The organism is Streptomyces sp. NPDC052299 (assembly GCF_040679335.1).
In the GTDB taxonomy this organism is placed as follows: Bacteria; Actinomycetota; Actinomycetes; order Streptomycetales; family Streptomycetaceae; genus Streptomyces.
Genome location: NZ_JBFAUP010000011.1, coordinates 170,931 through 186,055, shown reverse-complemented (window position 1 = coordinate 186,055; position 15,125 = coordinate 170,931). Strand labels below are relative to the sequence as shown.

General features: G+C 69.7%; 11 protein-coding genes. 4 read left to right on the top strand and 7 right to left on the bottom strand.

Features of this window, described 5'->3' with window-relative positions; translation table 11 throughout:
• Positions 1–34 precede the first annotated feature (34 nt).
• Together AB0L33_RS20530 and acnA are read left to right on the top strand one after the other, a co-directional pair.
• Positions 35–1,237, top strand: a complete 1,203-nt coding sequence (locus AB0L33_RS20530) for an MFS transporter (RefSeq protein ID WP_365683346.1) — start codon at positions 35–37, stop codon at positions 1,235–1,237.
• Positions 1,238–1,597: 360 nt separating this feature from the next.
• A complete protein-coding gene (gene acnA / locus AB0L33_RS20525) occupies positions 1,598–4,312 on the top strand; it encodes an aconitate hydratase AcnA (RefSeq protein WP_365683344.1) in 2,715 nt (904 codons plus the stop codon).
• A gap of 88 nt (positions 4,313–4,400) precedes the next feature.
• Here the strand turns inward: acnA and AB0L33_RS20520 are convergent, their stop codons facing one another.
• Positions 4,401–5,282 carry a VCBS repeat-containing protein gene (locus AB0L33_RS20520; RefSeq protein ID WP_365683535.1) on the bottom strand — a complete coding sequence of 294 codons (882 nt, stop codon included), beginning with the start codon at positions 5,280–5,282 and terminating at the stop codon, positions 4,401–4,403.
• Positions 5,283–5,450: 168 nt separating this feature from the next.
• Complete coding sequence (locus tag AB0L33_RS20515) at positions 5,451–6,305, bottom strand: FG-GAP-like repeat-containing protein (protein ID WP_365683342.1); 855 nt, start codon at positions 6,303–6,305, stop codon at positions 5,451–5,453.
• A gap of 278 nt (positions 6,306–6,583) precedes the next feature.
• On the opposite strand from AB0L33_RS20515, the gene AB0L33_RS20510 reads away from it, so the two are divergent.
• The gene (locus AB0L33_RS20510) at positions 6,584–6,844 is read left to right on the top strand and encodes a GlsB/YeaQ/YmgE family stress response membrane protein (protein ID WP_365683340.1); all 261 of its coding nucleotides are present in this window, start codon (positions 6,584–6,586) and stop codon (positions 6,842–6,844) included.
• Between the two features lie 70 nt (positions 6,845–6,914).
• Here AB0L33_RS20510 and AB0L33_RS20505 read toward each other — a convergent pair whose 3' ends face one another.
• Genes AB0L33_RS20505 through AB0L33_RS20490 form a run of 4 tightly spaced genes read right to left on the bottom strand, consistent with a single transcriptional unit; the run spans position 6,915 to position 11,352 of the window.
• Complete coding sequence (locus tag AB0L33_RS20505; protein ID WP_365683338.1) at positions 6,915–8,294, bottom strand: GH1 family beta-glucosidase; 1,380 nt, start codon at positions 8,292–8,294, stop codon at positions 6,915–6,917.
• Between the two features lie 8 nt (positions 8,295–8,302).
• Positions 8,303–9,157 (bottom strand): carbohydrate ABC transporter permease, encoded by an 855-nt coding sequence (locus AB0L33_RS20500; RefSeq protein ID WP_365683336.1) that lies wholly within the window; start codon positions 9,155–9,157, stop codon positions 8,303–8,305.
• Between the two features lie 5 nt (positions 9,158–9,162).
• Complete coding sequence (locus tag AB0L33_RS20495) at positions 9,163–10,110, bottom strand: sugar ABC transporter permease (protein ID WP_365683334.1); 948 nt, start codon at positions 10,108–10,110, stop codon at positions 9,163–9,165.
• Between the two features lie 12 nt (positions 10,111–10,122).
• Positions 10,123–11,352 (bottom strand): sugar ABC transporter substrate-binding protein, encoded by a 1,230-nt coding sequence (locus AB0L33_RS20490; RefSeq protein ID WP_365683332.1) that lies wholly within the window; start codon positions 11,350–11,352, stop codon positions 10,123–10,125.
• A gap of 268 nt (positions 11,353–11,620) precedes the next feature.
• Here AB0L33_RS20490 and yicI point away from each other — a divergent pair, with 268 nt between their 5' ends.
• Entirely contained in the window at positions 11,621–13,873 is a 2,253-nt protein-coding gene (yicI, locus tag AB0L33_RS20485; RefSeq protein ID WP_365683331.1) for an alpha-xylosidase, read from the top strand.
• On the opposite strand, the gene AB0L33_RS20480 is transcribed toward yicI, so the two are convergent.
• On the bottom strand, positions 13,842–15,014 hold the full coding sequence (locus tag AB0L33_RS20480; protein WP_365683329.1) for an alpha/beta hydrolase: 1,173 nt from the start codon (positions 15,012–15,014) through the stop codon (positions 13,842–13,844). The genes yicI and AB0L33_RS20480 overlap by 32 nt on opposite strands.
• Positions 15,015–15,125 lie beyond the last annotated feature (111 nt).

Below are 15,125 nucleotides of genomic sequence, written 5' to 3'. Positions count from 1 at the left end.
CTGACTTTTGAGTTACTTCCGTAACGTCTGGTGAATGAGAAGGCGTTACTCACTGCGCTTGTATCTCGCCGGAGCAGTGGCAGCTCGTTCCGGGGACGAGATGTCAGGACCGGCGCTGATGCTGGCGGGATTCGCCGTGGCCGGATCGGCTGTCGAGGCGTCGCTGCTGCTCGCGGGCATCACGGTCTCCGCCGCCGTGGGCGGGCCGGTGCTCGGGGTGCTCCTCGACAGGGCAGGACGGCCGGGACGCCTGCTGGCCGGGGCCCTCGTCCTGTACGCCGCGGGGCTGGGGATGATTCTCGTAGGGCTGGGCTGGTTGCCATTCGGCGTCACGATGCTGATCGCCGTGGTGACGGGGCTGCTGGGGCCAGCTCTGTCGGGCGGATGGACGGCCCAGCTGCCGCGTTTGGCGCTTGGCGACCGCCTGCCGCGGGCGAACGCGCTCGATGCCATGACGTTCAGCGGGGCGAGTCTGGCCGGTCCGGCTCTCGCCGGTGGCGTGGCGGAGGCGTGGGGAGCTTCGTCGGCCGTGGTGGTCTCCGCGGCGCTCATCGCCTTGGCGCTGCCCGCCGCGTCGATGCTGCCCACTCGTCCTGGTCGGGCGCGGGGAACTCGGACGACCTCGCTGATCAGCGACCTCGCTGCCGGAACGCGGGTCATCGTCGGAAAGGCGGCTCTGGCGCGGGCGACCCTCAGCTCGGTTGTTTCCTGTGTCGCCCAGGGCATGCTGACGGCGTGCATCCCGCTCCTGGGCGAGCGCGTCCTGGGCGGGGCCGGCCGCGGCGCGGTGCTGCTCTCCTGTGCGGCGGTCTCCGCCCTGGCGGCCAACGCCGTACTCGCCCGGTTTCCGCGTGCGGTCGCCCCCGACACGATCATCTGGGCCAGTGCCCTTGTCCAGGCTGCCGCGTCGGCCCTGGCCGCCGTGGGGTCGCCCTTCGTGCTCGCCGTGGCCGTACTCGTAGCGGGCATCGGTGAAGGCCCCCAGCTGGCTGCCTTGTTCGCCATTCGTCACCGGGAGGCCCCGGATCACCTGCGGGGCCAGATCTTCACCACGGGTGCCAGTCTGAAGATCACTGGGTTCGCCCTGGGGGCAGCGGTTGCCGGCCTCGTGGTGACGTGGTCGCTTCCAGGCGCTTTGACGCTCGCGGCGAGTGTGGCGGTACTCGCGGCACTGGCCTTCTTCGCGGTCCCGTCGGCGCCTGCCGACTCGTCCGCCGGGCGGCACGATCTCGCTTGAGCGTTCCCGGGGGAGGGGCCGGCTGCCCCTCCGGCCACGACCCATAGCCCCCATGGCCGCCCCTCGTCACCGCGCACCCACACGGAGCCCAACACAGTGCGCAGCCTCCGGTGACAACGCTCGACCTTCGCGGCGAGAGATCATCGGGGCGCCCGAACATGACCCTTCCGCGGTCATGTACTAGAGTTATCTCGACATCGAGATATATGCCGAAGGCGCACAGCGAGCCGCCCGAGGTAAGGGTTACCTAACTAAGCCTTACCTTAGCGGATGGCCCGGTGGTCCGAGGCGGCACCACGCGGCGCCCGCCGTGGTGAGGCGCGGCGCGGAGTTACGCGCACATTGATGAAGGAGACTGTCGTGTCGGCGAACAGCTTCGACGCCCGCAGCACGCTGCGCGTGGGCGACGAGTCGTACGAGATCTTCAGGCTGGACAAGGTCGAGGGCTCCGCGCGCCTCCCTTACAGCCTGAAGGTGCTGCTGGAGAACCTGCTCCGCACGGAGGACGGCGCGAACATCACCGCCGACCACATCCGCGCGCTCGGCGGCTGGGACTCCCAGGCGCAGCCCAGCCAGGAGATCCAGTTCACGCCGGCCCGCGTGATCATGCAGGACTTCACCGGTGTGCCCTGCGTCGTGGACCTCGCGACCATGCGCGAGGCCGTCAAGGAGCTCGGCGGCGACCCGGAGCGCATCAACCCGCTCGCCCCGGCCGAGCTGGTCATCGACCACTCCGTCATCGCCGACAAGTTCGGCACGAAGGACGCCTTCGGGCAGAACGTCGAGCTGGAGTACGGCCGCAACAAGGAGCGCTACCAGTTCCTGCGCTGGGGCCAGACCGCGTTCAGCGAGTTCAAGGTCGTCCCGCCGGGCACCGGCATCGTCCACCAGGTCAACATCGAGCACCTGGCGCGTACGGTCATGGTCCGCAACGGCCAGGCGTACCCCGACACCCTCGTCGGCACCGACTCGCACACCACCATGGTCAACGGCCTCGGCGTGCTGGGCTGGGGCGTCGGCGGCATCGAGGCCGAGGCCGCGATGCTCGGCCAGCCGGTCTCCATGCTCATCCCGCGCGTCGTCGGCTTCAAGCTGACCGGCGAGCTCCCGGCCGGCACCACCGCCACCGACCTCGTGCTGACCATCACCGAGATGCTCCGCAAGCACGGCGTCGTCGGCAAGTTCGTCGAGTTCTACGGTGAGGGCGTGGCCGCCACCTCGCTCGCCAACCGCGCCACCATCGGCAACATGTCGCCGGAGTTCGGCTCCACCGCCGCGATCTTCCCGATCGACGAGGAGACCCTCAACTACCTGCGCCTGACCGGCCGCGACGCCCAGCAGGTCGCCCTGGTCGAGGCGTACGCCAAGGAGCAGGGCCTCTGGCTGGACCCGGCCGCCGAGCCCGACTTCTCCGAGAAGCTGGAGCTCGACCTCTCCACGGTCGTCCCGTCCATCGCCGGCCCGAAGCGCCCGCAGGACCGCATCGTCCTCGCCAACGCGAAGGCCCAGTTCGCCCAGGACGTCCGCAACTACGTCGACTGCGTGGACGAGGCGGGCAAGGAGTCCTTCCCGGCCTCCGACTCCCCGGCCATCGGCGCCGCGGGCCCGACGAACCCGGTCACCGTCACCGCCCCCGACGGCACCACGTACGAGCTGGACCACGGCGCCGTCACCGTCGCCGCGATCACCTCCTGCACCAACACCTCGAACCCGTACGTCATGGTCGCCGCGGCGCTCGTGGCGAAGAAGGCGGTCGAGAAGGGCCTGACCCGCAAGCCGTGGGTCAAGACCACCCTCGCCCCGGGCTCCAAGGTCGTCACCGACTACTTCGACAAGGCGGGCCTGACCCCGTACCTCGACAAGGTCGGCTTCAACCTCGTCGGCTACGGCTGCACCACCTGCATCGGCAACTCCGGCCCGCTGCCGGAGGAGGTCTCCAAGGCGGTCAACGAGCACGACCTGGCCGTGACCTCGGTGCTCTCCGGCAACCGCAACTTCGAGGGCCGGATCAACCCCGACGTCAAGATGAACTACCTGGCGTCCCCGCCGCTGGTCGTCGCGTACGCCATCGCCGGTTCGATGAAGGTGGACATCACCAAGGACGCGCTCGGCGTCGACCAGGACGGCAAGCCCGTCCACCTGGCCGACATCTGGCCCTCCGAGGCCGAGGTCAACGACGTCGTGGCGAACGCCATCGGCGAGGACATGTTCAACAAGTCCTACCAGGACGTCTTCGCGGGCGACGCCCAGTGGCAGGCGCTGTCCATCCCGACCGGCAACACCTTCGAGTGGGACTCCGAGTCCACCTACGTGCGCAAGCCCCCGTACTTCGAGGGCATGACCATGGAGACCTCGCCGGTCGAGGACATCACCGGCGCCCGGGTCCTGGCCAAGCTGGGCGACTCGGTCACCACCGACCACATCTCTCCGGCCGGTGCGATCAAGGCCGACACCCCGGCCGGTCAGTACCTCACGGAGCACGGCATCGAGCGCCGTGACTTCAACTCCTACGGCTCGCGCCGCGGCAACCACGAGGTCATGATCCGCGGCACGTTCGCCAACATCCGCCTGCGCAACCAGATCGCGCCGGGCACCGAGGGCGGCTTCACCCGCGACTTCACGCAGGACGGCGGCCCGGTCTCGTACATCTACGACGCCTCGCAGAACTACCAGGCGGCCGGCACCCCGCTGGTCATCCTGGCCGGCAAGGAGTACGGCTCCGGCTCGTCCCGCGACTGGGCGGCCAAGGGCACCGCGCTCCTCGGCGTCAAGGCCGTCATCGCCGAGTCCTACGAGCGCATCCACCGCTCGAACCTCATCGGCATGGGCGTCCTGCCGCTCCAGTTCCCGGAGGGCCAGACCGCCGAGTCCCTCGGCCTGACCGGCGAGGAGACCTTCTCCGTCACCGGCGTCACCGAGCTGAACGACGGCACGACCCCGCGCACGGTCAAGGTCACCACCGACACCGGCGTGGAGTTCGACGGCGTCGTCCGCATCGACACCCCCGGTGAGGCGGACTACTACCGCAACGGCGGCATCCTGCAGTACGTGCTGCGCAGCCTGATCCGCAAGTAGGGATCAGCGGCGGTACGACGAGAGGGCCGCATCCCCGGTGACGGGGGTGCGGCCCTCTCTCATGCTCCGGTAGGAGCTGCCGTGCGGATCAGAACAGGAACTTGTAGCTGTCCCAGCCGCTCGTGCCGATCTGCTTCTTGGCCTTGTACGGGGCCGTGGCGTTGCCGGTGCCGCTGTACAGGTACAGCTCGCCGCCCTTGCGGGCGATCAGGTCGGTCTTGCCGTCCAGATCGATGTCGCCCGTGGAGATCAGGCGGTTGTACTGGTTCCAGCCGCTGCCGATCTTGGTGCGCTTGGCGAACGGCGCGCTCTGGTTGCCGGTGCCCTTGTACAGCCACAGGACGCCGGACTTGTCGCGCGCGACGACGTCGTTCTTGCCGTCGCCGTTCAGGTCGCCGTTGCCGGCGATCTCGCTGTAGATGTTCCAGCCGTAACCGGCCTTGATGCGCTTGGTGACGGTGCCGTCGCCGTACCCGAGGTAGACGTACAGGTCGCCCTTGCCGTCGACGGCGAGGATGTCACCACCGGCGGCTCCGCCGATCTGGCCGGGGGAGACGAGCTTGCTGTAGATGTCCCACCCGTAGCCGATCTTGACGGCCGACGAGTCGAACTTCAGGTAGCCCATGTTCCCGTTGGTCTCACGGAACCAGAGGCCGTCGCTGTCACCGTCGTTCTGGTGGTCGACCTGCATCATCGAGGTGACGCCGGTCCAGCCCTGGCCGTACTGCTCGCGGGCGGTGAGGCCGCCCTTGCCGTTCGGGCCGTACGCGTACGCGATGCCCGCGGAGTTGACCGCGTACAGCGAGAAGTGCGGGTTGCCGGCAGCGGCGGCAGCGGCGGGAGCCGCCGCCGGCTGGTCGGCGGAGGCGCCGAGCGAGGGCTGCGGGGCGTCGGCGGCCACCGCGGAGGTGCCGGTGGCGACGAGGGCGGCGGTGAGCGCCGCGGCTGCCGCGCGAGCGGCTATGCGCATGTGGTGCCGGCCAGTGGTTTTGGCCACAAGTACTCCATGGATCGTGAAGTGGGAGTGGCCCGCCGCACGTTGGCGACGGGCCACGGTTTCAGCGGAATCGTGTCACGATTTCGTACGTGAAACCTTCACGTTTCGTCATGAGTGTGTAACCGCTGTGACCGGACCGGCTCAGAAGAAGAGGCGGTACGTGTTCCAGCCCGAAGTGCCGATGAGGGCCTTCGGCTTGTACGGGGCGGCTCCGTCGCCGGTGCCCGCGTACAGGTACAGCTCACCCTTGGCGTTGCGGGCGACCAGGTCGGTCCGGCCGTCCATGTTCAGGTCACCGGCGGCGAAGAGGGTGTTGTACTGGTTCCAGCCGCTGCCGATCTTGGTGCGCTTGGTGTACGGGGCCTTCTGGTCGCCCGTGCCCTTGTACAGCCACAGGACGCCGGACTTGTCGCGCGCGACGAGGTCGCCCTTGCCGTCGCCGTCCAGGTCGCCGTTGCCCGCGATCTGCGTGTAGATGTCCCAGCCGTAGCCGACCTTCAGGCGCTTGGTGACCTTGCCGTCGCCGTAGCCCAGGTACAGGTAGACGTCGCCCTTGGTGTCGCGGGCGAGCAGGTCGCCGCCCTCGGCTCCGCCGAACTGGCCGACCGAGACGACGGTGTTGTAGATGTCCCAGCCGTAACCGACCTTCGTGGCCGGGGCGTTGCCCTCGTAGTACCAGAGGTTGCCCGACGTGCCGAGCTGCCAGCGTCCGTCCGCGAGGTTGTTCGCGTCGTTGTCCACCAGCCCGACGAACGCGAGGCCCGTCATGCCGGTCTCGAACTGGACGCGCGGCGAGATGGTGCCGTCGCCCTGCGGCACGTAGGTGTACGCGGTGCCGGAGCTGTCGAGGCCGTAGAGGCCGAACATGGGTGCGTCGCCGACGTCGGCGGCGGAGGCGGAAGCGGCGGCAGTGCCGGTGGCGACCAGGGCCGCGGTTATCGCGGCGGCGAGACGGGCGGCAGTCCGCCCGCGCCGCAGGCCAGAGATCTTGGCCACGTATTTCTCCATGGATGGTGGGAGGTGGCGCGACGCGCCGCGGGATACGGGGACACGCCACGGAATTGAGGGTGATCCTTTCACGACTCCTCCACGTCTCCAAGGGTTTGTCGAAATGAGGCCAACCCCACGCCTTCGCCCCGGTATGCGGACACCGCGAGGGCCCGATGGGGGCCGATCGCCCTTCGTCCGGAGAGACATGCGTACACCGGTGCGTGCCGGGAAGGCGGAAGTCAGCTTCCCGAAACCAGTCGGACAGCGGTAGAAGAGGAGTTGTCGTGTCATTTCTGTGGGCCATCATCGCGGGACTCATCATCGGCCTGCTGGCCAAGCTGGTCGTCCCCGGCCGTCAGCCCATCCCCCTGTGGCTGACCGTCCTGCTCGGCATCGTCGGCGGACTCGCCGGCAACGCCCTCGCCAGCGCCTTCGGTGTGCGTGACACCGGGGGCATCGACTGGATCCGCCACATCTTCCAGATCGGTGTCGCCGCCGTGCTCATCGCCTTCGTCAGCCCCGTGTGGGCCCGGCGACGCGCCTGACCGGAGCGCCCGTACGACGAACGCCCTGTCCACCGCACGCAGCGGTGGACAGGGCGTTTCGTCGTGCCGCTCAGGCCCGGTGCGCCGCGATCAGCGCCTGATACCAGCGGTAGCTGTCCTTCGGGGTGCGCTCCAGGGTGTCGTAGTCGACCCGGACGATGCCGAACCGCTTCGCGTACCCGAGCGCCCACTCGAAGTTGTCCAGCAGCGACCACACGTAGTAGCCCCGCACATCGACGCCCGCGTCCATCGCCGCCCGCAGCGCCGTCAGATGCGTACGCAGGTACTCCACCCGGTCCGCGTCCCGCACCGCACCGTCCGGCCCCACCGTGTCGAACTCCGCCGAACCGTTCTCCGTGATGTGCACCGGCGGCAGCGCGTCCCCGTAGGTGTCCTTCAGCGCGGTCAGCAGATCGGTGAAGGACTCCGGCACGACCGGCCAGCCCATCGCCGTCCGCCGCACGTCGGGGTACTGCCCCTCGGCGTACCGGTTGTCCGTGGCGACCCGCAGCGCCGGGTCCGGCTCGCGGTACGGGGCGTCGGCCACCACGATCGGTCGGTAGTAGTTGATGCCCAGGAAGTCCAGGGGCTGGGAGATCAGGTCGAGGTCGCCCTCGCGCCGGAAGTCCTGGCCGGTGATCAGCTCGCCCCAGGTCTCCTCCTCGGTGGCCGGGTAGCGGCCCGCGAGGATCGGCTCCGTCCACACCAGGTTGTGCTGGGTGTCGGCGCGGACCACCGCGGCCCGGTCGGCGTCGGTCGGCGCGGCCGGGACGTTGCGGTCCAGGTTCAGCGTGATGCCCGCCTCGCGGACCCCGGCGGCTCGCAGCGCCTTCATCGCCAGGCCGTGGCCGACGAGCAGGTGGTGTGCGGCGGCCAGGGCACCGCGTCCCTCCTTGGCGCCGGGCGCGTGCCGCCCCACGGAGTAGCCGAGGAAGGCGCTGCACCACGGCTCGTTGAGGGTGATCCAGCGCGGCACCCGGTCGGCCAGGTGCTCCGCCACGACCGCGGTGTACTCGCCGAACCGCTCGGCCGTCTCCCGTACCCGCCAGCCGCCCCGGTCCTCCAGGGCCTGCGGCAGGTCCCAGTGGTAGAGGGTGGCGGCCGGCTCGATGCCCGCCTCCAGGAGCTCGTCCACCAGCCGGGAGTAGAAGTCGAGCCCCTTCGGGTTCACCGCGCCCGAGCCCTCCGGCAGGACGCGCGACCAGGCGATCGAGAAGCGGTACGAGCCGACCCCGAGCTCGCGCAGCAGCGCCACGTCCTCCCGGTAGCGGTGGTAGTGGTCGCAGGCCACGTCACCCGTGTCGCCGCCGTCCGTCTTCCCGGGCGTGTGGCTGTAGGTGTCCCAGATGGACGGGCCGCGTCCGTCCTCCCGCGCGGCCCCCTCGATCTGGTACGAGGCCGTCGCCGCGCCGAAGACGAAACCGGGCGGGAAGACCGGGAACTCACTCATGGATACCCCTACTTGACCGAGCCGCCGGTGATCCCGGCGGCGATGTACTTCTGCGACAGGACGAGCAGCACCGCGGCCGGCACCGCGGACAGCACGGAAGCGGCCATCACCGAGCCCCAGTCGCCGACATGGGCGCCGATGTACTGGTAGATGCCCAGCGTGATCGGCTTCACGTCGTCCGTGGTGTTCAGCGTCAGTGCGAACATGAAGTCGCTCCACGCGTACAGGAACGAGAACAGCCCGGCCGTGATCAGCGAGTTGCGGCTCATCGGCAGCACGACCTGGACGAACGTCCGGAAGCGCCCGGCCCCGTCGACCTCGGCGGCCTCGATGACCTCGCGCGGGATCGCGACCATGAACGACCGCATCAGCACGATCGCGAACGGAATCCCCAGCGAGGCGTCGGCCAGCATCAGACCGGCGTACGAGTTGACCAGGCCGAGGTCCACGTACGCGCTGTACAGGGCGTTGGCGATGACGATGCCCGGCACCATCTGGGTGATCAGCGTGCCGAAGACGATCGTCCGGGTGCCGCGCAGCTTGAACTGCGCCAGCCCGTAGGCGGCGGGCGCCGAGATCGCCAGACAGATGACGACCGCGCCGAGCGCCACCGCCAGCGAGGTCAGCAGATTGCCGCCCTGGTCGGTCAGCGCCGAGCGGAAGCCCGACAGGTCCAGGCCGTGCGGGACGGCATCGACCTCCAGCAGCCCGGACTCGGGCTGGAGCGCGGTGTTCACCATCCAGTACAGCGGGAACAGCATCACGCACAGCACCAGGACGCCGAAGACCGTGGCGCCCCAGCGCCGCTTCGGCCGGCCGGTGGACCGCGTGGGCGCGGCGGGGGTACGCACGGTGCTCGCCATGCCGGTCACTTCCCCTCGTTGCGGTTGGCCCGCAGGTAGAACACCGCGAAGACGGCGGAGATCAGGATCAGGATGTTGCCGACCACGGCACCCGCTCCGAAGTCCAGCTGGACGAAGGAGTTCTGGTAGGTGAGGGTGCCCAGGGTCTGGGTGGAGTCGGCGGGTCCGCCGTCGGTGAGCGCCAGGATCAGGTCGAGGATCTTCACCGTCGACATGAAGCCGAGCACCAGGACCACGGTGATCACCGGCCGCAGCATCGGCAGGGTGATCGAGCGGAACGTCCGCCAGGCGGAGGCGCCGTCCAGCGAGGCGGCCTCGTACAGCTCCTTGGGGACCTCCTGGAGCCCGCCGTAGAGGATCACCATGTTGAACGGGATGCCGATCCAGATGTTCACCAGGATCACCGAGATCAGCGCCATGCTCGTGCTGGTCAGCCACGGGGTGTCGCCGCCGATGCCGATCGTGCCGAGGAAGGAGTTGAGGACGCCGGTGTCCTGGTCCAGGATGCGCCGCCAGACGACACCGGAGACGACCATCGGCACCAGCCACGGCAGCAGGATGAGCGACCGCAGCACCCCGTTCAGCGGGAAGCGGCGGTTGAAGAAGACGGCGAGGCCGAGGCCGATGCAGAACTGCCCGATCAGCGATCCGATCGTGAACAGGATGGTGTGCCACAGGGCCTTGCCGAAGAGCTCGTCGTTGAAGACCTTGCTCCAGTTGTCCGTTCCGTTGAACGGGGACTCGCCGGTGAAGAAGGTGGACGGCGAGTAGTGCTGGAAGCTCATCACGATGTTCCGGACGAGCGGGTAGCCGAAGAACAGCGCCATGAAGATCACGGCGGGGGCGATGAAGCCCCACTGGGCGAGCCGCCTGCGGCGCCGGATCCGGGCGGGGTTCGGCGGCTTCGCGGTCTTCGCGGTCGCGAGCGCCGGGGCTGCGGTGGTGGTCGACATGGTTCGGATACCTCAGTTCCCGCTCGTCGCGCGCTTCTGGGCGCGGGTGAGGGCGGCCTCGCTCGACTCGCCGGTCAGGGCGGACTGGAACGCGCTCTGGAGCGCGAGGGAGACGGACGACCACCGCGCGCCGAGCTTGGCGGTGCGCGAGCGGGCCGTGGCGACCTGGTCGGCCAGGGCGTCGAGCTCCGGCACCTTCGTGCGCCACTCGGCGGCGGCCTTCGCGTTGGCCGGGACCATCCAGCTGTTCAGCGCGTAGGTGATCTGCTCCTGCTCGCCGGACATGCAGCCGATGATCTTCGCGGACATCTTCTCCCGCGCCTCGTCACCGGTGTTGGGCACGGTCAGCACGCCGCCGCCCAGCGGGCCCACCGAGTCGTCGCCGGCCTTCGGCACCGGGATCTCGGCGATGCCCCAGTTCAGCCCCTTCTTGGAGTTCAGGGTCTCCACCTGCCAGGGGCCGTTGATCATCATCGCCGCGTTGCCCGCCATGAACTGGTCGTTCACGTCGGCCTGGGTCCAGTTGACCGTCGACTTGGACAGCGAGCCGTCCTTGAGGAGGCTCTTCCAGTAGTCCAGCGCCCCGGCCACCTCGGGGCTGTCGAGCTTCGTCTCGTCGCCGCCGTTGGACCACATGAAGGGAGTGAACTGGAAGACGCCGTCCTCCGCGCCGCCCGCGCTGAGCGCCAGGCCGTACCGCTTGCCGTGGGTGAGCTTCTTCGCGGTCTCGCGCATCTCGGCCCAGGTGGTGGGGACCTTCAGGCCGGCCTTGTCGAGGGTGTCCTTGTTGTAGAAGAGCGCCAGCGTGTTCACCGTGCGCGCGGCCCCGTAGTACTTCCCCTCGTACGAGCCGAAGTTCACGATGCCCTCGGGGATGTCCTTCGTGGTCAGCCCGAGGTCCTTCAGCGGGATCAGCCCGCCCGCCTCGGCGAACGTCGGCATCTCGGAGGCGTCCAGCTGGAGCACGTCGGGCAGCGACTTCGAGGACGCCATCCGCAGCGCCTTGGTCATCACCTGCGCGGCCGGGACGCTCTGCTGCTCGATGGTCACCCCCAGCTGCTTGCTGCACCGGGCCAGCGTCTCGGCGTCCCAGCGGTGGTACGACTCGTCGGTCGAGGAGTTCAGAACGGTGTACACGTCCGGGTCCCGCTGCTGGCCGCAGCCCGACAGGACCACACCGCCGATCAGCGCGGACACGACGGTGAGCGGGACGGCGACCCGTGGGGTGAAGCGGTTCGACATTCAGCTGCCTCTTGTCGGCAAGGGCCCGGGCGGCTGCGCTGCCGTCCGACCGATTTGTTTGCTGCCAGTACTAATACGGCATGTGGCCGTCCGTTTCTAGACCGTCCTGGTGACGTACAGGTCACACAGGGGCAACATGGCCGCTCGGGCGGGGCGTTCGAGCCCTTGTCGTGGCGGATTCGTGGGCCTCGGAGGGTGAATCGAAGCGCTTCGAAAAATATTTGTTTTGTGTACGATCAAAATCAGGAACCACAGGAACGGACCCCCCATGAAGTTCACCGACGGCTTCTGGCAGATGCGAGACGGTGTCCACGCCTCGTACGCCACCGAGCTCCGCGACCTCCGCCTCGGCACCGACCGCCTCACCGCCTACGCGGCGGTCCAGCGCGTGACGCGGCGCGGGGACACCTTGAACGCCCCGCTGATCACCGTGGAGGCGTACGCCCCCGCCGAAGGCGTCATCGGTGTCCGCGTCACCCATCTGGCGGGCAAGCGCCACCCCGGCCCCGACTTCGCCCTGCCCGGCGCCACCGGTGACCCCTCGGCCGTCACCCGCGAAGACGCCGGGGCCGCCGAGCTGACCAGCGGGCCGCTCACCCTCCGCATCCCCGCCGACGGCGGCTTCGGCCTGGAGTTCCGGGACGCGGACGGGCGCCTCCTGACCGCCGCCGGACGCAAGGGGACCGCCTTCGCCACCACGGGCGAGGGGGCCCACCACATGTTCGCCCAGCTCGCGCTGGGCGTCGGCGAGACCGTCCACGGGCTCGGCGAGCGGTTCACGCCGTACGTGAAGAACGGCCAGGTCGTCGACATGTGGCAGGCGGACGGGGGGACCAGCAGCGAGCAGGCGTACAAGAACGTCCCGTTCTACCTTTCCTCGCGCGGCTACGGCGTCTTCGTCAACCACCCCGGCAAGGTGTCCTTCGAGGTCGGCTCCGAGGCGGTCGGCCAGGTGCAGTTCAGCGTCGAGGACCAGACGCTGGAGTACTTCGTCGTCGCCGGGCCCACCCCCAAGGAGGTGCTGTCCCGCTACACCGCGCTGACCGGCCGCCCGGCGCTGCCCCCGGCCTGGTCCTTCGGCCTCTGGCTGACCACCTCGTTCACCACCGCGTACGACGAGGAGACCGTGACCTCGTTCGTGGACGGCATGGCCGAGCGGGGCATCCCGCTCTCCGTGTTCCACTTCGACTGCTTCTGGATGCGCGAGTACCAGTGGTGCGACTTCGAGTGGGACCCGGCCGTCTTCCCCGACCCGGAGGGCATGCTCACCCGGCTCAAGGACAAGGGCCTGCGGATCTGCGTCTGGATCAACCCGTACATCGCGCAGAAGAGTCCCCTGTACGAGGAGGGCGCGGCCCGGGGCTACTTCGTCCGCACCCGCGACGGCGACGTCTGGCAGTGGGACAAGTGGCAGGCCGGCATGGCACTCGTCGACTTCACCAACCCCGAGGCCACCGCCTGGTTCCAGGGCAAGCTGCGCACCCTCCTCGGCCAGGGCGTCGACGGCTTCAAGACGGACTTCGGCGAGCGCATCCCCACCGACGTCGTCTGGCACGACGGCTCCGACCCGGAGCGCATGCACAACTACTACACGCACCTGTACAACAAGGCCGTCTTCGAGCTCCTGGAGAAGGAGCGCGGCCAGGGCGAGGCCGTCCTCTTCGCCCGCTCCGCCACGGCCGGCGGCCAGCAGTTCCCCGTGCACTGGGGCGGCGACTGCTGGTCCTCCTTCGAGGCGATGGCGGAGTCCCTGCGCGGCGGCCTGTCGCTCAGCCTGTCCGGCTTCGGCTTCTGGAGCCACGACATCGGCGGCTTCGAGGGCACCCCGGACCCGGCGGTCTTCAAGCGCTGGCTCGCCTTCGGCCTGCTCTCCTCGCACAGCCGGCTGCACGGCTCCTCGTCGTACCGCGTCCCGTGGGAGTTCGGCGACGAGGCCGTCGAGGTCGCCCGGCGCTTCACGGAGCTCAAGCACCGGCTCATGCCCTACCTGTACGGGGCGGCCGTCGAGGCCCACCGCACCGGCGTCCCCCTGATGCGCCCGATGCTCCTGGAGTTCCCGGACGACCCGGCCGCCCGCACCGCCGACCGGCAGTACATGCTCGGCCCCGACCTGCTGGTCGCCCCGGTCTTCACCGAGGACGGCGAGGTCGAGTACTACGTCCCCGAGGGCACCTGGACCCACCTGCTCACCGGCGAGACGGTCACCGGCCCGGCCTGGCGCCGGGACACCTACGGCTTCGACAGCCTCCCGCTGCTGGTCCGTCCCGGCGCGGTCCTCCCGGTCGGCGCGGACACCTCCCGGCCGGACGGCGACTGGACGGAGAACCTCCAGCTCCGCGTGTACGCCCCCGAGGGCACCGGCGACGTCCGCCGCACGGTCACCGTCCCCGGCCTCACGGGCGAGCCCGCCGCCACCTACGAGGTGGTCCGCGAGGGCGGCACGCTCCGGGTCACCGCCGACACGGACCGGCCCTGCGAGGCGGTGGTCGTCACGGGCGGGGAGACCGCTCCCGCGATCTGACCCAGGCGGTGAACGCCTCGACCGCGTCCACCACCGCCTCGAAGCGGAGCGAGTGGTACAGGTCGAAGGCGTGGTTCCCGCCCCGCAGCTCGGCGTAGACGACCGGGCTCTCGGACGCGTCGCGCAGCCCCTCGGCGACCTCGCGGATGTCGGCGGCCGGCACCAGCGGGTCCAGGTCGCCGTGGACGATCAGCATGGGCGGCGCGTCCGGCCGGGCACGGCCGAGGGGGGACGACTCCGGGCCCTGGTGCCAGTAGGCGCCCAGGAAGCCGTTCAGCACGACGAGCCCGGTGACCGAGGTGTCGGCGTCCTCGAACCCCGGCTGGAACGCGGGGTCGTTCGGGGTCAGCGCGGCGATCGAGCCCATGTGGCCGCCCGCCGAACTGCCCGCCACGAACAGGGTCGACGGGTCGGCCCCGTACTCGTGGGCGTGCTCCCGCGCCCAGGCGATGACCCGCTTCAGGTCGATCATGTGCTCGGGGTGCCGGACCTGCGGCTTCAGCCGGTAGTTGGCGCTGATGGTGACCCACCCCCGGCTCGCAAGCCGGTACAGGAGCGGCAGCGACTGGCTGTTCTTGTGGCCGCCGCTGTAGTGGCCGCCGTGCATGTGGATCAGCACGGGCGCGCCCTGCGGGCGGTCCCGGTGGTGGTACACGTCGAGCAGATTGCGGCGGCCCGCCTCCCCGTACGACAGGTTGGCCACGCGCCGCACGTCCCGGCGGCGCTTGACGACCGGTATGAACAGGACGCGGAACCACGGGGGCCGGTGCCGCAGTCCTTCGGCGAGGTCCGCGTCGATGGCGGCGCGCCACCCCTCGCCGAGCCCCTTGGTCATCGCGCGCTCGATCCGGTCCCGCTCGCCCCACGCCCGGTGGGCGATCACGGCGAGCCCGGCCGAGGCCAGGGTCGCCAGCGCGACGATGAACCAGGCGCCCGGCGAGTCCATGACGTCGTCCTGGGCGAAGGCCATCGCCGTCGGGACGAACAGCATCCAGAAGAAGGCGGCGAACGGCAGCTCGTTGGCCGCCAGACCGAAGACGTAGGCGGGGCGGCCCAGCGGGTGCTCCCACCGCACCGGTCTCAGGGCACACCACGTGCCGATCGTGACGATGAGCACGGGGAACAGATATCCGACGGGCACGGCACCTCCTGGAACGGCAGCCGGGCCTGCCTGCTTGCGCGCACTCCCGGTCGAGGGCGGCACCCACCAGTCTTCCCCGACGCCCGCGGGGCATCAACGACGGGACTGGTA